Source organism: Bradyrhizobium algeriense (assembly GCF_003062295.1).
Lineage (GTDB): Bacteria > Pseudomonadota > Alphaproteobacteria > Rhizobiales > Xanthobacteraceae > Bradyrhizobium > Bradyrhizobium algeriense.
This window is the reverse complement of sequence record NZ_PYCN01000003.1, coordinates 678,869-698,392: the sequence shown is the minus strand read 5'-3', so window position 1 is coordinate 698,392 and position 19,524 is coordinate 678,869. Positions and strand designations below refer to the sequence as shown.

General features: G+C 63.6%; 18 protein-coding genes. 14 read left to right on the top strand and 4 right to left on the bottom strand.

Translation table 11 applies throughout. The annotated features are described in order from the left end of the window. Positions 1–28: 28 nt before the first annotated feature. The gene (locus C7G61_RS10845; RefSeq protein ID WP_108514041.1) at positions 29–928 is read right to left on the bottom strand and encodes a LysR family transcriptional regulator; all 900 of its coding nucleotides are present in this window, start codon (positions 926–928) and stop codon (positions 29–31) included. A 152-nt stretch (positions 929–1,080) separates the two neighbouring features. On the opposite strand from C7G61_RS10845, the gene C7G61_RS10840 reads away from it, so the two are divergent. The 14 genes from C7G61_RS10840 (at position 1,081) to C7G61_RS10775 (ending at position 16,157) form a co-directional block, all read left to right on the top strand. After that, the gene (locus C7G61_RS10840) at positions 1,081–2,076 is read left to right on the top strand and encodes an N-carbamoyl-D-amino-acid hydrolase (protein WP_108514040.1); all 996 of its coding nucleotides are present in this window, start codon (positions 1,081–1,083) and stop codon (positions 2,074–2,076) included. Position 2,077: 1 nt separating this feature from the next. Next, complete coding sequence (locus C7G61_RS10835; protein WP_108514039.1) at positions 2,078–2,902, top strand: ABC transporter substrate-binding protein; 825 nt, start codon at positions 2,078–2,080, stop codon at positions 2,900–2,902. Next, positions 2,899–3,756: an amino acid ABC transporter permease gene (locus C7G61_RS10830; RefSeq protein WP_108514038.1), complete on the top strand. Its 858-nt coding sequence runs from the start codon at positions 2,899–2,901 to the stop codon at positions 3,754–3,756. Before C7G61_RS10835 ends, C7G61_RS10830 begins: the two co-directional genes overlap by 4 nt. Then, positions 3,753–4,517: an amino acid ABC transporter ATP-binding protein gene (locus C7G61_RS10825; protein WP_108514037.1), complete on the top strand. Its 765-nt coding sequence runs from the start codon at positions 3,753–3,755 to the stop codon at positions 4,515–4,517. The genes C7G61_RS10830 and C7G61_RS10825 overlap by 4 nt, the downstream gene beginning before the upstream one ends. Positions 4,518–4,530: 13 nt before the next feature. After that, a complete protein-coding gene (locus C7G61_RS10820) occupies positions 4,531–5,346 on the top strand; it encodes an ABC transporter substrate-binding protein (RefSeq protein ID WP_108514036.1) in 816 nt (271 codons plus the stop codon). Then, positions 5,333–6,217: a polysaccharide deacetylase family protein gene (locus C7G61_RS10815; protein WP_108514035.1), complete on the top strand. Its 885-nt coding sequence runs from the start codon at positions 5,333–5,335 to the stop codon at positions 6,215–6,217. The genes C7G61_RS10820 and C7G61_RS10815 overlap by 14 nt, the downstream gene beginning before the upstream one ends. 34 nt (positions 6,218–6,251) lie before the next feature. Then, positions 6,252–7,835 (top strand): ABC transporter substrate-binding protein, encoded by a 1,584-nt coding sequence (locus C7G61_RS10810; RefSeq protein WP_108514034.1) that lies wholly within the window; start codon positions 6,252–6,254, stop codon positions 7,833–7,835. Continuing rightward, positions 7,832–9,205 carry an amidohydrolase family protein gene (locus C7G61_RS10805; protein ID WP_108514033.1) on the top strand — a complete coding sequence of 458 codons (1,374 nt, stop codon included), beginning with the start codon at positions 7,832–7,834 and terminating at the stop codon, positions 9,203–9,205. The genes C7G61_RS10810 and C7G61_RS10805 overlap by 4 nt, the downstream gene beginning before the upstream one ends. Positions 9,206–9,280: 75 nt before the next feature. Further along, positions 9,281–10,450, top strand: coding sequence for an amidohydrolase/deacetylase family metallohydrolase (locus C7G61_RS10800; RefSeq protein ID WP_108514032.1), 1,170 nt, complete (start codon positions 9,281–9,283; stop codon positions 10,448–10,450). 234 nt (positions 10,451–10,684) lie between these two features. Then, on the top strand, positions 10,685–12,289 hold the full coding sequence (locus C7G61_RS10795) for an ABC transporter substrate-binding protein (RefSeq protein WP_108514031.1): 1,605 nt from the start codon (positions 10,685–10,687) through the stop codon (positions 12,287–12,289). 17 nt (positions 12,290–12,306) lie between these two features. After that, entirely contained in the window at positions 12,307–13,248 is a 942-nt protein-coding gene (locus tag C7G61_RS10790; protein ID WP_108514030.1) for an ABC transporter permease, read from the top strand. Continuing rightward, complete coding sequence (locus tag C7G61_RS10785; protein ID WP_108514029.1) at positions 13,245–14,168, top strand: ABC transporter permease; 924 nt, start codon at positions 13,245–13,247, stop codon at positions 14,166–14,168. The genes C7G61_RS10790 and C7G61_RS10785 overlap by 4 nt, the downstream gene beginning before the upstream one ends. Positions 14,169–14,172: 4 nt before the next feature. After that, entirely contained in the window at positions 14,173–15,162 is a 990-nt protein-coding gene (locus C7G61_RS10780) for an ABC transporter ATP-binding protein (protein ID WP_190241758.1), read from the top strand. Continuing rightward, the gene (locus C7G61_RS10775; RefSeq protein ID WP_108514027.1) at positions 15,159–16,157 is read left to right on the top strand and encodes an ABC transporter ATP-binding protein; all 999 of its coding nucleotides are present in this window, start codon (positions 15,159–15,161) and stop codon (positions 16,155–16,157) included. Before C7G61_RS10780 ends, C7G61_RS10775 begins: the two co-directional genes overlap by 4 nt. A gap of 24 nt (positions 16,158–16,181) precedes the next feature. Here the strand turns inward: C7G61_RS10775 and upp are convergent, their stop codons facing one another. From upp to C7G61_RS10760, 3 genes are read right to left on the bottom strand one after another with little or no spacing between them, the layout of a single operon-like run. Then, the gene (gene upp, locus C7G61_RS10770) at positions 16,182–16,811 is read right to left on the bottom strand and encodes a uracil phosphoribosyltransferase (protein WP_108514026.1); all 630 of its coding nucleotides are present in this window, start codon (positions 16,809–16,811) and stop codon (positions 16,182–16,184) included. A 17-nt stretch (positions 16,812–16,828) separates the two neighbouring features. Further along, on the bottom strand, positions 16,829–18,040 hold the full coding sequence (locus tag C7G61_RS10765; RefSeq protein WP_274542265.1) for a URC4/urg3 family protein: 1,212 nt from the start codon (positions 18,038–18,040) through the stop codon (positions 16,829–16,831). A 47-nt stretch (positions 18,041–18,087) separates the two neighbouring features. After that, positions 18,088–19,338 carry a GTP cyclohydrolase II gene (locus C7G61_RS10760; RefSeq protein WP_108514025.1) on the bottom strand — a complete coding sequence of 417 codons (1,251 nt, stop codon included), beginning with the start codon at positions 19,336–19,338 and terminating at the stop codon, positions 18,088–18,090. Positions 19,339–19,524: the final 186 nt, after the last annotated feature.

The following is a 19,524-nucleotide window of genomic DNA, read 5'->3' as shown; positions in this document are numbered from 1 at the left end:
GCCCGAGCAGCCTCGGGCCGCGCAACGCTCAAGAGGCACCTTGGTCCAGGGACCGGCTCGCCTGCCGGACTTCATTCAGGAACGCCTTGGCCAGACGCGATAGCGGCTCCGCCTCGGACCACAGCATATAGGCCACGGCCACGGTCTTGGGCGTGAAAGGCCGAACGATCAGGCCCTGGCCGCCAGCCTGGCGCGGTGAAAACGGATCGACGACCGCCGCGCCCACGCCGGCGGCCGCGAGCACGCAGGCCGTATTGCAGTAGCGCACCTCGACGGTCGGCTGGAACGGCGCGCCGGCCTGCGCAAAGCTCTCGCGCACGGCTTCGCCCAACCGCGTGCCGCGCTCCAGCCCGATGAAGGGCAGGCCGACAAGGTCGGAAGCGGAAATGACCGACCGTTCAGCCAGCGGATGGTTCGGCGGCAGGACGCAGACCATTTCGCCGGTGTGAACCACCTCATGCGCAATGCCGGGGTGATGCGACAGCCCGAGCGCGAAGCCGAGCTCGGCGACCCTGCTCGACACACCGTCGATGATTCCTTCGTAACGCCGTACATCGAAAAAGACGCGCGTCTGCTGACGGCGGCGCAGGAAGTCCGACAAAGCGTGTGGAATAATGCTGTAGGCCAGCGGCGGCGTCGCCACGATCGAAAGAAGCCCCGAGCGGCACTCCCTCAAGTCGCGCACGCGATTTTCGAGTTTGGCGTGGAGCGCAAAGATCGCCTCGCTTTCCTTGTAAAGCGCCATCGCCTCTGATGTCGGGAACAGCCGGTTGTTGACGCGCTCGAACAAGGCGAAACCCGCCTGCGCCTCCATCGCCTTCAGCGCATTGCTGATCGCCGGTTGCGACAGCGCCAGTTCGTCCGCCGCCGCGACCGTGGTCCGATGCCGGATAACCGCTCGCAGGATCTCCAATTGGCGCAGGTTCATATAACTACCGGTTATTGTCTCACTGAAAATATCATAGCACGAGTGATTGCGTTTAGGGCTGCGCTTCCGCGTAATCACCCCTGCATCGGAGCGCTATCGGAGCGGGATCATCCGCCTCTTGAGTAAGCAATCCGCACAGATTGGAGGCAACGTTGGTTCGAGTTCTCCGCGCGGCCGCTGCTCAGATGGGGCCGACGCAAAAAGCGGACTCGCGGGAGCATACGCTTGGCCGGATGCTGGCGTTGCTGGAGGAGGCGGCTGCGCGCGCTGCAACACTGGTCGTTTTTCCCGAACTGGCGTTCACGACCTTCTTCCCGCGATGGCTTATCGAGGGCGACGCACTCGATCATTACTTCGAGCGCGGCATGCCAAATCCGGCCGTGCAGCCCTTGTTCGACCGCGCTCGGGCACTCGGCATTGGCTTCTATGTCGGTTACGCCGAGCTGACATCGGACGGTCAGCGCTTCAATTGCTCGATCCTGGTCGATCGCTGCGGCGAAATTCTCGGGCGCTATCGCAAAGTGCATTTGCCAGGCTCGGTCGAGCCGCGTGCCGGCGCAGCCTATCAGCAGCTTGAAAAGCGCTATTTCGAATATGGCGATCTGGGATTTCCTGCCTTTCGGGCAGGACCGGACTGGAGCCACGCCATCATGGGGATGATGATTTGCAACGATCGCCGCTGGCCGGAAGCCTGGCGCGTGCTGGGCCTGCAGGGCGTCGAACTGGTTTGCGTCGGCTACAACTCAGCCGCTTACGATCCAAACGGCGGTGTCTCCGAAGACGCGGCTCTGCGCACCTTCCATTCCAAGCTGGTTACCCAGGCCAATGCCTACATGAACGCCACCTGGGCGATCGCGGTCGCCAAGGCGGGGAGCGAGGATGGCTCCGGGCTGATCGGTGGCTCCTGCATCGTGGATCCCAACGGCCGGATCGTCGCCGAAGCGCAAACGCTCGTGGACGAAATTGTGGTCGCAGACCTCGACCTCGATCTTTGCCGCCAGGGCAAGGACAAGATGTTCAATTTCGCCGCGCACCGGCGGCCGGAGCAATACGCGGTCATCACAGAGCGTGCCGGTGTCATCGAGCCGGCCACGCTCGATGCGGTTAAACATCAAGCGGCCAGTCGCGGTGCGGGCCGAAGGAGCTGATATGACACGTCTCTCGTTTTTCGTTGGGGTCGCCGCGCTGTTCGCCATTACAACGGCACAAGCCGGCGAATTACCGGAAGCGATCAAGCAGGCGGGTACGTTGCGGCTGACGGTCAACTCGACCTACGCCCCGATGGAATATCGCGATCCCACCACAAACCAGCTCGTCGGGCTCGATATCGATCTCGCCAACGAACTCGCGAAGCGGCTGGGCGTGAAGATCGTCTGGAGCGAAACGCCGTTCGCCGAGCTCATTCCCTCATTGCAGACCAAGCGCGCGGATTTCATCATCAGCGGCATTTCGGACCGCGGTTCGCGGCGCGAGACCGCCGATTTCATCGACTATCTGGCGACAGGTCCGCAGTTCTTCGTCCTGACGGAAAATGCGGCGAAGTCTCCCATCGATCTCTGCGGCAAGAAGGTCGGGACGACGCGCAGCACCAGTTTCCCGGTCGAGATCGAGAAATGGAGCAAGCAGAATTGCGAGGCGAACGGCAAGCCCGCCGTGCAATATGTTCCGGGCGAAAACAGCATCGATGTCCGCAACCAGCTCAAGCAGGGCCGCATCGACGCCGCGGTACAGGGCAGCGAAACGTTGCCCTACGCGCAAGGACAGGAGGCCGGCAAATACCGCATTTTGGGTGAACCGTTCTCCACCGGCTATCAGGGCATCATGTTCCGGAAGGACGATGCAGTGCTGCGCGAGGTGGTGACGGAGCATCTCGCAGCGATGATGGCTGACGGTTCCTACAAGGCCATTCTCGATAAATATGGATTGGGCGCGAACGCCGTGGCCCAACCGATGATGAATGCGTCCACGCAATGAGAGCAGCACCCACGCTCGCGGAAGGTTTCCCCGATATTTCGGAGATGACGGTCGCGCGTCAGGCTCACTGGGGGCGCTGGCTCGCTGCGGCGGCGATTCTCGTCGTGCTGGCGGCGATCGGCCGTGCCTTCGTCAACGGTCAGATCGAATGGACCTATGTCAGCCGCTTCCTGACCGCGAAAGTGATCCTTGAAGGCATCACCAACACCATGGTGATGGCGGTGCTCGCGATGACCCTCGGCATCGTGTTGGGCGTCGTCGTCGCAATCATGAGGCTCTCGTCCAATCCGGTGCTGACGTCGGTTGCCGCTGGCTATACGTGGCTGTTCCGCGGCACGCCATTGATCCTGCAGTTACTGCTGTGGTTCAACCTCGCGCTGGTATTTCCGACGATCGGCATTCCGGGCCTATGGTCGGCCCGGGCGGTCGACGTCATGACGCCGTTCCTGTCCGCACTTCTCGGCCTCGGCATCAATCAGGGCGCTTACACGTCCGAGGTGATGCGGGCGGGCATGCTGTCGGTCGATGTCGGGCAATATGAGGCCGCGCAGGCGATCGGCATGGGACGGCTGCGCGCGCTCCGCCGGATCATCCTGCCGCAGGCGATGCGGGTAGTGATCCCGCCGCTCGGCAACGAATTCATCGGCATGGTGAAGGCCACGTCGCTCGCCAGCGTCATTCAGTATCCGGAGGTGCTGCACAACGCCGAGAATATCTACTACGCGAATTCACGCGTGATCGAACTCCTGATCGTCGCCGGCTCCTGGTATCTGCTCGTCGTGTCGATCCTGACTCCTTTGCAGATGCTTCTCGAACGGCGCTTCGCGCGTGGAGCATTGCAGATCACCCGATGACTCAGCCCCTCGTCGCCATCCGTTCGGTCAGCAAGAACTTTGGGGAGTTTCAGGCCCTGAATCGTGTCTCGCTCGACGTCTGCGCAGGCGAGGTGCTGTGCCTGATCGGGGCGTCGGGATCGGGCAAGACGACGCTGCTGCGTTGCATCAATCAGCTTACGTCGATCGATAGCGGCGGCATCTGGCTCGATGGCGAGTTGCTGGGCATACGGGAAGAGGGTGGGCGATTGCATCGTCTCACCGAGCGGCAGATTGCACGACAGCGCCTGAAGACCGGCATGGTGTTTCAGCGCTTCAACCTGTTCCCGCACAAGACCGCGCTTGAAAATATCACCGAAGGTCCGGTGCAGGTGCAGGGTCGCAGTCGCGAGGACGCGCGGGCGGAGGCGATGGAGCTTCTCAGGCGCGTTGGGCTGGCGGCGAAAGCCGATGCCTATCCCTCGCAGCTTTCCGGCGGGCAGCAGCAGCGGGTGGCGATTGCCCGCGCGCTCGCCATGAAGCCGATGCTGATGCTGTTCGACGAGCCGACCAGTGCCCTCGATCCTGAACTGGTCGGAGAGGTGCTTGCCGTCATGAAGGAGCTTGCCTGCAGCGGCATGACGATGATGGTGGTGACGCACGAGCTCGGATTCGCGCGGGAGGTGGCGGATACGGTCGTCTATATGGATCATGGCGCCATCGTCGAGTCCGGGCCTGCGGCGGAGGTTCTGGGCAAGCCCCGTGAAGTGCGTACTCAATCCTTTCTTTCCGCGGTGATCTGATGGAGCGATTGTCATGATGAAATGGTTTCTCGCTGCCGCGCTCACTTGCGCCGCTATGATTTCGGCCATGGCGATCGAACTGCCTCCGGAAATCGCCAAGCAGGGCAGTATCAAGGTCGCCATCGTACCGAATTATCCGCCGATGGAATTCCGCGACCCCGCGACCAACACGCTGACCGGTTTCGACGTCGAGCTTGGCGAGGCGCTCGGCAAGAAGCTTGGCGTCAAGTTCGACTGGCAACAAACCAGTTTCGACCAGATGATGCCTGCGATTTCGACGGGGAGGGTGGATGCGATCCTGTCCGGCATGACTGATATGGCGAGCCGGCAGGACACGGCGACCTTTGTCGACTATCTCCGGAATGGGCCTCGCTTCTTCGTGCAGCAATCGCGCGCAGCCGAATTCAAGGACACGGCGGCATTTTGCGGGAAAAAGGTCGGTGCAAGCCGGCGCACGTCCTTTCCGAAGCTGATCGCTGCCTGGAGCGAGGCGCATTGCGGCGGTAATCCTATTCAATTCGTCGGCACGGAAGGATCGGCCGATGCCCGGACCCAGCTAAGGCAGGGACGGATCGATGCGGCCGTTCAGGGCGGCGAGACGCTTCCCTACTTGATGGACCTCGAGCCGGGCACCTATCTCCCGGTCGGCGACGTCTTTGCCACCCAGTTCACCGGGCTTGCGTTGGGCGTGAAGGAGAAGGTGCTGCAGCAGGCGGTCGTGGAGGCGCTGGACTCGTTGATCGCGGACGGCACTTACCGCGCCTTGCTGGCGAAGTGGAAATTGACCGACTACGGCGTAGAGAAGGCGACCATCAATGCTGGACAGTAAAGCACTCGCGAGCATTCCGCTCATTCCCGCGAACACCGCGCCGCCGGCTCCGGACTATCCCTGGCCCAAGCCTTACACCTCGGCGATGTTCCTCTCGTTCGACGTGGACGCGGAGAGCGCCTGGACCAGCAAGGATGCGTTACACGCCCAGCGCCTCATCACCATGAGCTACGGCGGCTACGAGGCGCGCGTCGGCACGCCGAAACTTTTGGAGCTGCTCGATCAGCTTGACTTGAAGGCGACGTTCTTCGTCACCGGCTGGTCGGTGGATGCGCATCCCGCGATGGCAGAGGCTATTCTGAAGGCGGGCCACGAGATCGGCCATCATGGCTACCACCATCTGCTGCCGGATCCGGGTGACCCCTGGATCGAGGAAGAGCTGGAGCGGGGGTTTGAGGCGCTGAAGCGGAGGCTTGGCGTCAAGCCGACCGGCTATCGGGCGCCCTACGGCGAATTCACCGAGGAATTGCGTGTGGCGCTGGTGCGCTACGGCATCGTCTACACCTCGTCATTTCGTGATGACGTGCGGCCTTACCGCCATCGCCTTGCCGATGGCAAGCCGGGCACGATCGAGTTGCCGGTGACCGCAAGCTACGACGACTGGATGCATGGACTGTCCGCCCGATTCAGCCCGCGGCCGATCTTTCCGAAGGAGCACGTGCTCTCGATCTGGAAGGATGAGCTCGACGAGGTCAGGGATTGGGGCGCGATGGTTACGACCGTGCTGCATCCGCAATGCAGCGGCCGCCCGATGCGGCTTCGGCTGCTGCGGGAATTTCTCACCTATGCCAAATCCTGCCCCGATCTGTGGATCACGACCGGGGAGGCGATCGCGGCGAATTTCAGCAGTCACGAAGCGGCCACCCTCTGAGGACGGCGCTGATCAAATATTCCAGGAGTCCTCGATGCTCGTTTCCCGTCGTTCACTGTTAAAGGCCGCCGCCGTAGCGCCGGCGTTGTCGCTGCCGGGGATCCTGCGGGCGCAATCGCAGACCACGCTGCGCTTTATTCCGGTGATCGACCTGACTTTCATCGATCCGATCTACTCCACGGCGCAGGTTTCCCGAAACCATGGATTCATGGTCTACGATACGCTCTATGGCATGAATTCGGCGCTCGAGGTTTCGCCTCAGATGGTGTCCGGGCATGTCGTTTCCAACGACGAGCGGCAGTGGGACCTGACGCTGCGCGACGGCCTGCTATGGCATGACGGCGAGCGCGTGCTGGCGCGCGATTGCGTCGCGAGCATTCGCCGATGGGCGGCCCGCGACGGGTTCGGCGCCGAGCTGATGGCCGCAACCGACGAACTGTCGGCGCCTGATGATCGCACCATCCGCTTTCGGCTGAGCAGGCCTTTCCCTCTGTTGCCTGCGGCGCTCGGCAAGGCCGCGATCCAGGCGCCGTTCATGATGCCGGAGCGGCTGGCGAGCCAGGATCCGTTCAAGCCGCTGGGCGAGGTCGTGGGCAGCGGTCCCTTCCGCTTTGTTGCGGATGAGCGCGTGCAGGGCGCGCGCAACGTATACGCTCGTTTCGATCGCTATCAGCCCCGCCAGGACGGCAAGCCTGATTGGACCGCAGGTCCGAAGATCGTTCATTACGACCGCGTGGTCTGGACGACGATGCCGGATGCCGCGACGGGGGTGGCAGCGCTGCAAACGCGCGAGCAGGATTGGCAGGAGACAACGCCGCACGACCTGTTGCCGGTGCTGAAACGGACCGGCGGCATCACCACCCGGATTCTCGATCCGCGGGGGTACACCTGCATGCTGCGCGTGAACCATCTGCAGCCGCCGTTCGACAATCCCGCCATCCGCAGGGCGCTGCTGGGCGCGATCGACCAGTCCGCCTTCATGACGGCGGTTGCAGGCGACGATCCTGCTTACCAATCCTCACCGATAGGCTTCTTTGCGCCGGGTACGCCGATGGCGAGCGATGTCGGCCTCAATGTGTTCCGCGGGCCGCGCGACATGGCGAAGGTCAAGGCCGATCTGAAGGCCGCCGGCTATAATGGCGAGAAGGTAGTGCTGCTCGTCCCCACCAACTCGCTTGCGCAAAAACCGCTCGGCGACATCGCAGCCGACATGCTGCAGCAGGCCGGCATGAACGTCGAATATGCCGGGCTGGATTTCGGCGTGGTGCTGCAGCGGCAGCTGAAAAAGGATCCCGTCGCCCAGGGCGGCTGGAGCGCCGGCGTGGGTAACTGGCAAGGCATCGATTGGCTGAACCCGGCCGGCAATTCGAACCTGCGTGGCGACAGCAAAGTGGCCGGCTGGTACAAGAGCGAGAAGATGGGCGTGCTACGCAGCCAGTGGCTCGCTGCCGGCAATCTTGCCGAGCAACAGCGCATCTGCCGCGATATCCAGGCACTATCGTTCGAGGAAATTCCTTACTTCCCGATCGGTCAGTACAAACAACCGACCGCGTACCGCTCCAATATCACCGGCATCCTCGACGGTACGGCCGTATTCTGGAATGTGAAACCGGCATGAATACGATCGCGATCTTTGGCAGCTATGTGTTGTCGCGCAGGGATGGCGCGCAGGAGGTGCTGTGCGATCACTGGGTGTTGCTGGAAGGCAGGCGGATCGCCGCCGTCACGCGCGACCGGCCCTCCGCCGCCGAGGTATTCGACAGGCCGGGCCGCTTCGTGCTGCCCGGCCTCATGAACCTGCACAACCACTGCTTCAGCGAAGCTGTCGCCCGGACGCACACTGAGGACGGCAATGGTCGGCGGAACAACCAGAGCATCGTCTATACAGTGCTGCTGCCGCTGACCAAGCGCGGCGCCGACCTGCTGTCGCCGCAAGAGCGGCTCGCGATCGCGCGGCTCGGCATTCTGCAATTGCTGAAGGGTGGCGCCACCACGGTGATGGAGCCGTTTCGCAACACCATTCCGGAGATGTTCGACGCCGCTGAGGAAATGGGCATCCGCTTCTATGGCGCGCCGTATCTGTTTTCGACCTCGGATGCCAAGGCGGGGCCGGACGGCGTGGTGTGTTATGCGGGCGATGATGGCCAGGCCGATATGGACACCTGGAACGCGCTCTACCAGCGCTGGAACGGACGCGGCGACGGCCGGATTGGCCTTGCGATGAGCCCGCATGCGACCGACACCTGTGGTCCGGATCTGCTGCGGGCGTGTGCCGCCCGGGCGCGCGAACTCGACATTCCCATCACCACCCATCTCGCGCAAAGCCAGGCCGAAGTTGCGACGATCGGCAGCCGTCACGGCGGTCGCACGCCGGCCGAATATCTCGACTGGCTCGGCCTTCTGGCGCCTGACTTCATGGCCGCGCACTGTATCGCGAGCACCGATAATGATTTGAGGCTGATGGCGGCGAAGGGCGCCACGGTGCTGAACTGCCCGCGCGTGTTCGCGCGCTCGGGCGTTACCGCGGCGTTCAGCCGGTTCGCGGAGCACGGTGTCCGGACGGTGGTCGGAACCGACGGCTACAACATGGACCTGCTCGGCGAGCTCAACGCCGCGTCGATGATCTCGAAGATTGCGTCCGCTCGTGCTGACGTAGCCAACGCGCCTGACCTGATCGAGTCGGTCACGGCAACCGCGGCGGCGGTCATCAAGCGGCCGGACCTCGGGACGATCGCGCCGGGCGCAACCGCCGACCTCACCGTGGTCGACCTGACCCATCCCCATTTACAGCCGCTGTTCGATCCGCGGCGCGGGCTTGTCGCACTTGGAAACCGCGCCAACATCGATCAGGTCATCGTTGACGGGCGTGTACTGATCGATGCGGGCCGGTACATTCACGGCGACGAAACCGCGATGATTTCGGCCGCGTCAGCGGCAATCGGCAAGATCTGGGATCTGCCGGAAGCCCAGGCGGCCTTCAATGGTTGACGGCTCATCGGTGCACGCGCTTTCGTGGATGGGCGAGGCGGCCTCGCGCGGCTTCCCTCATTTCAGGAGATAATGATGTCTTTCGATTTGATCCTGCGCGGCGGCCGGGTGATCGACCCCTCCCAGAAGCTCGACGCGGTGACGGATGTCGCCTTCGCGGGTGGCAAAGTGGCCATGGTCGGAAGCGAGCTCAAGGCCGATCCCGGAACCGATGTGCGGGACGTATCGGGTTACATCGTCACCCCCGGCCTGATTGATCTGCACACCCACGTCTATTGGGGCGGCACCTCGCTCGGCATCGACGCCGAGGAGTTCTGCCGCACTTCCGGCGTTACCACGGCAGTCGACACCGGCAGCGCCGGCCCCGGTAATTTCGCCGGCTTCCGCAAGCACGTCATCGAGCCGAGCCAGGTCCGCATTCTGGCCTACCTGCACGTCTCCCACGCCGGCATCTACGGTTTCTCGCATCGGGTCATGGTCGGCGAGAGCGAGGAGATGCGGCTGATGAATCCGATCGACGCCGTCAAGGTGGCGGAGGCCAACCGCGACCTCGTCGTCGGCATCAAGGTGCGGGTAGGGCTCCATGCTTCGGGCACCTCGGGGATCGTGCCGCTCGAAATTGCGCTCGAGGTCGCTGAAGAGGTCGGCATGCCGCTGATGGCGCATATCGATCACCCGCCGCCGAGCTACGAGGAGGTGCTCGCCCGCCTGCGTCCGGGCGACGTCCTCACGCACGCGTTCCGGCCGTTTCCCAATACGCCCGCCACCGCCCAGGGCACGGTGAAGCGAGTGGTGCTGGAGGCGCGGGAACGCGGCGTGCTGTTCGACATCGGCCACGGTAAAGGCTCATTCGCCTTCAAGACTGCACGTGCGATGCTTGCCAACGGCTTCTATCCCGACACCATTTCCTCTGATGTCCACACCCTGTGCATCGACGGGCCGGCCTTTGATCAGGTGACAACCATGTCCAAGTTTCTGTGCATGGGCATGCCGCTCCCTGACGTGGTCGCGGCTTCGACGGTCAACGCGGCGATGGCGCTGCGGCGTCCCGAACTCGGCAGCCTCAAGCCGGGAAGCGCGGGAGACGCCACGCTCATCTCGGTCGAGCAAGGCCAGTTCGACTATGTCGACGCCGTCGGCGAGCAGCTGATCGGCGACCGCAAGATTGTGTCCGAAGGCGTCGTCATTGCCGGCCGTTGGTGGCACCCGAAGCAATCGTCGAAATTCAAGCAGCTCGCAGGCTAGGCAGAACCGCAGATGGATGTGACCGCGCGAAAATGTGATCGCTCGAAAGGGCCTCCTGCAGGGGCAGCCGGAAATCGGCAGCCGCGCGAATGGGCCATGCTGGCATACCGCTTGCAAGAAACAGGAGACTGATTGGCATCGGTTTGACTGGCCCGCTTCACCTCACGCGGCATCGAACCTCCGGCCAATGAATTGGCCGGAACCGCCATGATAACCCGAGATTGGGAGAGCTCCATGGATCGCAGGACTGTGTTGAAGGGATTGGCCGGGGTAGGAAGCCTGGCGGCGACGGGCGGCCTTTCTATGCCGGCGCTTTCCCAAGGCGCCGCCGCGCGCACGCTGCGGTTTGTGCCGCAGGCCAACCTCGCGAATTTCGATCCGATCTGGGGGACCCAGTATGTCGTGCGCAACGCGGCTGCGCTGGTGTGGGACACCCTCTACGGCCTCGACGCGACGCTGCAGCCGCAGCGCCAGATGGTCGAGTCCGAGGAGGTGTCCGATGACGGGCTGGTCTGGAGCTTTCGGCTTCGGCCGGGTCTGAAGTTTCACGATGGCGAGCTGGTCCGCAGCAAGGATGTGGTGGCGAGTCTCGCGCGCTGGTCGGCGCGCGATCCGATGGGCCTGATGCTCAAGGCGATCCAGAACGAGCTGACCGCCGTCGACGACCGAACCTTCAAATGGGCACTGAAGGCGCCGTATCCGAAGATGCTGCTGGCATTGGGCAAGAATAGCACGCCCTGCGCGTTCATCATGCCCGAGCGCATCGCCCAGACCGACCCGTTCAAGCAGATCCCCGAATATATCGGCTCAGGCCCCATGAAATTCGCAAAGGGCGAATGGGTGCCCGGCGCCAAGGCGGTGTTCGAGAAGTTTGCCGATTACACGCCGCGGCAGGAGAAGACGTCCTGGCTCGCCGGCGGCAAGCAGATGCTGGTTGACCGCATCGAATGGGTGGTGATCCCGGATCCCGCCACGGCGGCGGCAGCACTTCAGAACGGCGAGGTCGATTGGTGGGAGAGCCCCATCACCGATCTCGTGCCGTCGCTCAAGAAGAACCGCAACATCAACGTCGACATCGCCGATCCGCTTGGCAACATCGGTTCATTCCGGATGAACCATCTGCATCCGCCATTCAACAATGTGAAGGTGCGACGTGCCGTGCTTGCGGCGCTGAGCCAGGAAGACTACATGCGCGCGCTGGTCGGTGACGATACCGCGCTCTGGAAGCCGCTGCCGGGGTTCTTCACGCCGGACACCCCGCTGTACACGGAGGAGGGTGGCGAGATCCTGAAGGGTAAGCGCGATCTCGCAATGGCCAAGAAGCTGCTGGCCGAGAGCGGCTATTCAGGCCAGCCGGTCACCTGCGTTGTGGCGCAGGATCAACCGATCACCAAGGCGCAGGGCGATGTCACCGCCGATCTGTTGAAGCAAATCGGAATGAATGTTGACTTCGTTGCGACCGATTGGGGCACGGTGGGCTCCCGCCGCGCGCAGAAAACGCCGCCGGGCCAGGGCGGCTGGGGGATGTTTCATACCTGGCACGCCGGCGCGGACTGCATCAGTCCCGCCGCCTACAACGCCATTCGCGGCACTGGCGACAAGGCGTGGTTTGGCTGGCCCACGAGCGAGGCCGTGGAAAAGGAAGTCACGGCATGGTTCGATGCCAAAAATCTCGATGAGGAGAAGACCGCGGTCAAGCGCCTCAACAAGGCGGCGATGGAGGACGTGGTCTACGCGCCGACCGGCTTCTTCCTGAGCTACACGGCGTGGCGCAAAAACGTCTCCGGTATCGCCAAGGGGCCGCTGCCCTTCTTCTGGGGCGTGTCGAAGACCGCATGACGGCGCAGTAAACCCACATGGTCTCGTATATCCTTCGGCGCGTTCTCTCGACCTTGCCCGTGATGGGGATCGTCGCGCTGTTCGTCTTCAGTCTGCTCTACATCGCGCCGGGCGATCCGGCCGCGGTGATTGCAGGCGACCAGGCGAGCCCGGCCGACGTTGAGCGCATACGCCAGGGCCTCGGCCTCGACCGGCCGTTTCTGATCCAGTTCGGGAGCTGGCTCTGGCATATCCTGCATGGCGATCTCGGCACCTCGATCTTCACCAACCTGCCGGTCTCCGCGATGATCGCGCAGCGCATCGAGCCGACATTCTCGCTGATGGCGATTACGCTCGTTCTGACCATCCTTGTCGCGGTGCCGCTCGGCGTGGCGGCGGCGTGGAAGGCGGGAAGCTGGATCGACCGCACTATCATGGCGTTTGCCGTGTTCGCCTTCTCGCTTCCGGTCTTTGTTGTCGGATACGTCCTTGCCTATGTGTTCGCGCTGCAGTTCGAATGGCTTCCCGTGCAAGGCTACACGCCGCTTGCAAGAGGCTTCTGGCCATGGCTGCAGAACCTGATCCTGCCGGCATTTGCCCTCGGCACCGTCTACATCGCGCTGATCGCGCGCATTACCCGGGCCTCTATGCTCGAGGTGCTGCAGCAGGATTATGTCCGCACCGCCCGCGCCAAAGGCCTCGGGCAGCGCAACATCCTGTTCGTTCACGCGCTGAAGAACGCAGCCGTTCCGATCGTGACGGTGATCGGTATCGGCATTGCGCTACTGATCGGCGGCGCGGTGGTGACCGAAAGCGTGTTCGCCATCCCCGGCCTTGGCCGGCTCACGATCGACGCGATCCTGCGCCGCGATTATCCGGTCATCCAGGGCATCGTGCTGCTGTTCAGCTTCCTCTATGTGCTCGTCAACCTGATGGTCGACGTCACCTACACCCTGGTCGATCCGAGGATCCGCTATTGAGCATCTCCACGACAAGCACGGCACCGGTGCCGCCGGGCCTCGTCATTGCGCCGCAACTGCCGGACCTGCTGCTGCAGGTGGCCATCCGGCGCGGTGTGTTCGGCTTCCTGCGCGGTCATCCAACGGTTGCGATCGGCGGCGCCTTGCTGCTCTGTCTCGTCTTGATCGGGATCTTCGCGCCCTGGCTTGGGACCGTCGACCCGACCGCGCTCGCGCCTGCCAAGCGCACGCGCCTGCCTTCCGCCGATTTCTGGTTCGGCACCGACCTGCTCGGCCGCGACATCTATTCACGCGTGCTCTACGGGGCACGGGTCTCGCTCACCGTGGGCTTGTCGGTAGCCATACTGTCCTCACTCGCCGGTCTCGCTATTGGCCTGGTTTCGGGGTTCGTGCGATGGGCGGACAGCATCCTGATGCGGTTCATGGACGGGCTGATGTCGATCCCGCCGATTTTGCTGGCCGTCGCACTGATGGCGCTGACACGCGCGAGTGTCGGCAACGTCATCCTGGCCATCACGATTGCCGAAGTCCCGCGCGTCTCGCGGCTGGTGCGCAGTGTCGTGCTGTCGCTGCGCGAGCAGCCCTATGTGGACGCCGCTACGGCCTCGGGCACGCGAACGCCGATGGTCATCCTGCGCCACATCCTGCCCAACACGCTGGCGCCGATGCTGGTCCAGGCAACCTATATCTGCGCCAGCGCCATGATCGTGGAGTCGATCCTCTCTTTCATCGGCGCCGGCACGCCACCCACCATTCCGTCCTGGGGCAACATCATGGCCGAGGGCAGGGCGCTCTGGCAGGTCAAGCCTTACATCGTGTTCTTTCCCGCCGCGTTCCTGTCCGTCACCGTGCTCGCCGTCAACCTGCTTGGCGATGGCCTGCGTGATGCGCTCGATCCGCGAATGGCCAAGAGTCTCTGATCCGATGGCATTGCTCGAAGTCGAAAATCTGCAGACTCATTTCCGTACCCCCGAGGGCATCAACCGCGCCGTCGACGGCGTCTCCTTCCACGTCAACGAAGGCGAGACGCTGGCCATCGTCGGTGAATCCGGTTGCGGCAAGTCGGTCACTTCGATGTCGCTGATGCGACTGATCGCCGAGCCGCCGGGCAAGATCGCGGGTTCTATCCGCTTCCAGGGCAAGGATCTGCTGCAACTCTCCGAACGCGAGATGCGCGCCATTCGCGGCAACGACATTTCGATGATCTTCCAGGAACCGATGACGAGCCTGAACCCGGTGCTGACGGTCGGCCGTCAGATCGGCGAGACGCTGCGGATGCATCAGGGGCTCGACAAGCAGGCGGCAGAAGCGCGCGCCATCGAGATGCTGACATTGGTCGGCATCCCGGAGCCGGTGCGGCGCGTGCGCGAATACCCGCATCAGCTTTCCGGCGGCATGCGGCAGCGCGTAATGATCGCCATGGCGCTCGCCTGCAACCCAAAACTCCTGATCGCCGACGAGCCGACCACGGCGCTTGACGTCACGATCCAGGCGCAAATCCTGCAGCTGATGCTCGACCTCAAGCGCCGCGTTGGCGCGGCGATCGTCCTGATCACCCACGATCTCGGCGTGGTCGCTGAAATCGCCGAGCGCGTCATGGTGATGTATGCCGGCCGCAAGGTCGAGGAGGCGCCGGTCGCCGAGTTGTTCCGCTCGCCCCGTCATCCCTATACGCAGGGGCTGCTTGGCGCGGTGCCCAAGCTCGGCTCCTCGCTAACAGGCGCGGCGCGGCGGCTCGCCGAAATCCCCGGCCAGGTACCCAGCCTCAAGGGGCGGATCGAGGGCTGCGTCTTTGCCGGCCGATGTTCGCTGGCGACCGATCTTTGCCGGCAGGTCGCCCCGGGCCTCGAAGAGAAAGGGCCCCGCCACATCGCCGCCTGTCATTACGCGCGCAAGGAGGCGGCCGCGGCATGAGCGCCCCACTGCTCCAGGTCAACGACCTCAAGAAGCATTTTCCGGTCCGTGGCGGCCTGTTCAGCCGCAAGTCCAACTGGGTCTATGCCGTGGACGGCGTGTCCTTTGAGGTCGAGCGTGGCGAGACGTTGTCTCTCGTCGGCGAATCCGGCTGCGGCAAGTCGACGGTCGGCCGGGCCATCCTTCGGCTGTTCGACATCACCGCCGGCCAGGTGGTGCTGGATGGCCAGCGGATCGACGATCTTTCACCCGGCGGCTTGCGCAGCATGCGCCGCCGCGTGCAGGTGGTGTTCCAGGATCCGTTCTCCAGCCTCAACCCGCGCATGCGCGTCCGCGACATCCTGGCCGAGCCGATCCGCAATTTCGGCCTCGCGAAATCTTCCGCCGAACTCGAGGCGAAGGTTGCGGCGCTGATGGACACCGTGCGGCTGCCGCGCGACGCGCTGGGCCGCCGGCCTCATGAATTCTCGGGCGGCCAGCGCCAGCGCATCGGCATCGCCCGGGCGCTTGCCGCGGAACCCGAACTGATCGTCTGCGACGAGGCGGTCTCGGCGCTCGACGTCTCCGTCAAGGCGCAAATCGTCAACCTGCTACAGGATCTGCAGCGCGAGTTCGGCCTCGCGCTGCTCTTCATCAGCCACGATCTGGCTGTTGTCGAGCACATGACACACCGCGTTGCCGTCATGTATCTCGGCAAGATCGTCGAGATGGCGCCCAGGCAGCAAATCTTCACCGCGCCGAGGCATCCCTACACCAGGGCGCTGCTATCGGCCGTTCCGGTGCCGGAGCCCGGGGCCATTCGCAACCCGATTATCCTGAAGGGCGACGTGCCAAGCCCGATCAATCCGCCCAGCGGTTGCCGCTTCCACACCAGGTGTCCATACGTGTTCGATCGCTGCCGGACGGAAGAGCCGCAGCTTCGGTCAGTCGAAAGTGGGCAATGGGTAGCGTGTCATCTCAAGATGCTGCCGGAAGCGCCGGGGCCCGCTCACTGATCCCGTGTTGCGATGCTCGCCAACCTACTTCGTGCCATAGGCACGGTCGCCGGCGTCGCCGAGACCCGGCACGATGTAGGCGTTGCCGTCCAGTCCCTGGTCGATCGCCGCGAGCCAGATCGGAACATCCGGGTGAATGCCGCGCATGCGCTCGACGCCTTCCGGCGCGCCGATCAGACATACCAGTCGAATGTCGTTGGCACCACGCTCTTTCAGCCGGTCGACCGCGGCGACGGCGGAGTTCGCCGTTGCCAGCACCGGCGAGATCACGATCACCAGCCGCTCGTGCAGATCGCTCGGCGCCTTGAAGAAGTATTCCACGGCGGTGAAGGTTTCCGGCTCGCGGTAAAGGCCGATATGCGCGATCCGCGCGGTCGGCACCAGATCGAGCATGCCATCCGCAAAGGTCACGCCGGCACGCAGCACCGGCGCGAACACCAGCTTCTTGCCTGCGATCTGCGGCGACTTCATATGCGCAAGCGGCGTTTCGATTTCGATATCGGCCAGCGGCAGATCCCGGGTGACTTCGTAACAAAGCAGCATCCCGATCTCCTTGAGGAGTTCGCGAAACGACTTGGTTGAAATGTCTTTCTTCCGCAGCAGCGTCAGCTTGTGCTGCACCAGTGGATGCCTAACGATTGTAACGCCGTCCATTTTCTCTGACCTCGGATCTAGAAAACCGTACCGTCGCTGATGACTTTCACTGGAGGCGACGCGTCGGGGCGGCGTTCGCGCGCCAGCCGTCGGCCCGCAGCCCACGTGCCGCCTTCCAGAATTTTCGCCAGCGGCATCGACGTGGCATCGCGTCCAAGCCGCTGCCGCAGACCATCGGCCACGCGGTCGAGCAGCGCCACCGTCAGCGCCCGCCATTCCACGACCAACTGTGACGATACCTCGTGTTCTTGCTGGGCTGCTGCTGCATCGCGAAATGCGAGCACGCCGGTATCGATGAACAGTCCGCCGTTGCGATATTCGGCAAGGCCGGTCAGGCCATCGATATCGGTCACGCTGATGCCGGATGTCTGCAGCGGTTCGATGAGAGAGTATGCCAGCCATTGCGAGAGCTTGTGCAGCGGCACCAGGCCATTGGTCGCATCCGCCGTCGTCAACGCTGGATGCCTCCAGCAATCGCCGAGCGCGATCCCGCCCAGCGTCAGCCGCGACGGCCAGATCGGTCCGAGTTGTTGCAGCAGTTCCGTTAAGATCGTCGGGGCGGGCAGGTTTCCACCCTCCGCCAGCATCACAAGCCGGTCGAACAGGCCACCGGGCCGCGGCATGTCGCGGCTGCCGAATATTTCCGGTTTCGAGGCCACCAGCCGGCCCAGGCGACGCAACAGGTCAGCGCGGCCGTCCATCCCGACCAGCGGATTGGCATCCGAGACCTGCATGCCGCGTTCGAGGTCGGCAACGCCAAGATTCGCGAGCACGCCGGCATCGACGCGCAAGGGCTCAAGCGGGGCTGCCGAGAATGCGCCACCCTTGAACATGGCAAGGCTGGCCAGCCCCAAGCCTTCCGAACGGCCGATGGCCGATCCGGTTTTTGGATCGCGATAGCGCCACGATGGACCGGCGCCGGCATCAAGGAAGACGCTGACGATGGCCAGATCGAATTCGGCCCGGGCGCGGGCCGCGCGATCGGACCAGCCGGTCCGGTCGGCGATAGCAGCCCAGCGATTATCCCCATTGGTGACGAAGTGCCGCCAGCGCGAATGAAACGGCACGTCGAACGAAGGGTAGGCGTTGCGCGTCGTTTCCAGCACCAGATCGACCGCGCCGTCCATGCGGTCGAGGTCGATGCGGAAGTTCGGAAGCCTGTCTTCAAGGCCGATGGCGAGCATGCGGTGCGCGCGCTCGCGGACGGCCTTCGCGCTCAACAACGTCAAAGCGGCTGACGTCTCTGAATTTGCCGGGGACAAGGCCGCCGCCTCTCTCAATATTTTTCGAGCGGACGGCCGACCGGATTGTCCGGATCTTGCAACGGCTCGGGCGTGTAGTAACCGGCGGCTTTCTTCGCCGCGATTTCCACATACGCGTCAGCCGGCACGAGATCATCTGGAAGCGCTATGCGCTCCACGATTTCGATGCCCTGGCCGGTCAGCGCGTCGTGCTTCATGTCGCTCATGGAAACGAAGCGGTCGATCCGCTTGAGGCCGAGCCAGTGCACCACGTCCGGCATCAGTTGCTGGAAGCGGGCGTCCTGCACGCCGGCGACGCATTCGGTACGCTCGAAATACTGGGCGGCGGCGTCGCCGCCTTCCTGGCGCTTGCGGGCGTTATAGACGAGAAATTTTGTCACTTCACCGAGCGCGCGGCCTTCCTTGCGATTGTAGATGATGATGCCGAGCCCGCCGCTTTGGCCTGCACGCGCGCATTCCTCGATGCCGTGAATCAGGTAGGGACGGCAGGTGCAGATGTCAGAACCAAACACGTCGGAGCCGTTGCATTCATCATGCACGCGGCAGGTTATCTTGGTGGAGTGGTTCGGCAGTTTGCTGACGTCGCCGAACAGATAGGCTGTGGTGCCGCCGATCGGCGGCAGAAAGACATGCAAATCGGGCCGGGTCACCAGTTCCGGAAACATGCCGGCGGTCTGTTCGAACAGTTGTCGGCGCAGATTGTTCTCGGTGGTTGCGAAGCGCGCCGCCAGGCCGGGCAGATACCAGACCGGGTCGATCGCGATCTTGACCACGGAGACGCTGCCATTCTTGTGCACGACCTCGCCATCCTGCCTGAGCCGTCCAGCCTCGATCGCTGCCTGCAGCTCGGGTAGATCAAGACGGGCACGCGTGATGGCAATACTCGGACGGATGTCGATGCCCTCGGTGATCTCGCTCGCGAAGGTCTCCGCGGCGAGATGTCCCCATGGATCGAGCGAGACGATCCGCTGCGGCTCGGTCCATTGCGGAAACGGCCCGATCGTTTCAGCAGGGTGGGTATTGGTGAGGTCAGGGCGTCGGATCGGGTCGAGGGCGCCGGACGAGACGGCGAGCGCGCGATAGACCGAATAGGAGCCGCCGTGGGTGCCGATCACGTTGCGGTCCTGCGGGCGCGACACCGTGCCGATCACCGGTCCGCGTTCGCGCGCGCTGGTTGCGCCCCAGGCGATCGGGAATTTAAGCTTGGCACCCGGTGCCGGGTGCGACGTAATGCGAATATGATCAATCCGATTGGAACGAGTCATCGCCACGAACCCTGAAACGGCGACGGCCCGCCTAAATAGACGGGCCTGGTCACCAACATCAAAATCTCAGCAGCGGTTGCGGCTGAGACAGTAATATAGTCAGATTTTGAGCAAATACAACGGCGATTTGAAGCCGGTCACGTTAGGATACACCAGCCGTTAACCCCCGCGGTGCGGGAGGGCCGC

Excerpts from the sequence above, each read along its gene's own strand:
- C7G61_RS10845 (WP_108514041.1), bottom strand. The coding sequence starts at position 928 with ATGAACCTGCGCCAATTGGAGATCCTGCGAGCGGTTATCCGGCATCGG.
- C7G61_RS10835 (WP_108514039.1), top strand. The coding sequence starts at position 2,078 with ATGACACGTCTCTCGTTTTTCGTTGGGGTCGCCGCGCTGTTCGCCATT.
- C7G61_RS10830 (WP_108514038.1), top strand. The coding sequence starts at position 2,899 with ATGAGAGCAGCACCCACGCTCGCGGAAGGTTTCCCCGATATTTCGGAG.
- C7G61_RS10825 (WP_108514037.1), top strand. The coding sequence starts at position 3,753 with ATGACTCAGCCCCTCGTCGCCATCCGTTCGGTCAGCAAGAACTTTGGG.
- C7G61_RS10820 (WP_108514036.1), top strand. The coding sequence starts at position 4,531 with ATGATGAAATGGTTTCTCGCTGCCGCGCTCACTTGCGCCGCTATGATT.
- C7G61_RS10815 (WP_108514035.1), top strand. The coding sequence starts at position 5,333 with ATGCTGGACAGTAAAGCACTCGCGAGCATTCCGCTCATTCCCGCGAAC.
- C7G61_RS10810 (WP_108514034.1), top strand. The coding sequence starts at position 6,252 with ATGCTCGTTTCCCGTCGTTCACTGTTAAAGGCCGCCGCCGTAGCGCCG.
- C7G61_RS10805 (WP_108514033.1), top strand. The coding sequence starts at position 7,832 with ATGAATACGATCGCGATCTTTGGCAGCTATGTGTTGTCGCGCAGGGAT.
- C7G61_RS10800 (WP_108514032.1), top strand. The coding sequence starts at position 9,281 with ATGTCTTTCGATTTGATCCTGCGCGGCGGCCGGGTGATCGACCCCTCC.
- C7G61_RS10795 (WP_108514031.1), top strand. The coding sequence starts at position 10,685 with ATGGATCGCAGGACTGTGTTGAAGGGATTGGCCGGGGTAGGAAGCCTG.
- C7G61_RS10790 (WP_108514030.1), top strand. The coding sequence starts at position 12,307 with ATGGTCTCGTATATCCTTCGGCGCGTTCTCTCGACCTTGCCCGTGATG.
- C7G61_RS10780 (WP_190241758.1), top strand. The coding sequence starts at position 14,173 with ATGGCATTGCTCGAAGTCGAAAATCTGCAGACTCATTTCCGTACCCCC.
- C7G61_RS10775 (WP_108514027.1), top strand. The coding sequence starts at position 15,159 with ATGAGCGCCCCACTGCTCCAGGTCAACGACCTCAAGAAGCATTTTCCG.
- upp (WP_108514026.1), bottom strand. The coding sequence starts at position 16,811 with ATGGACGGCGTTACAATCGTTAGGCATCCACTGGTGCAGCACAAGCTG.
- C7G61_RS10760 (WP_108514025.1), bottom strand. The coding sequence starts at position 19,338 with ATGACTCGTTCCAATCGGATTGATCATATTCGCATTACGTCGCACCCG.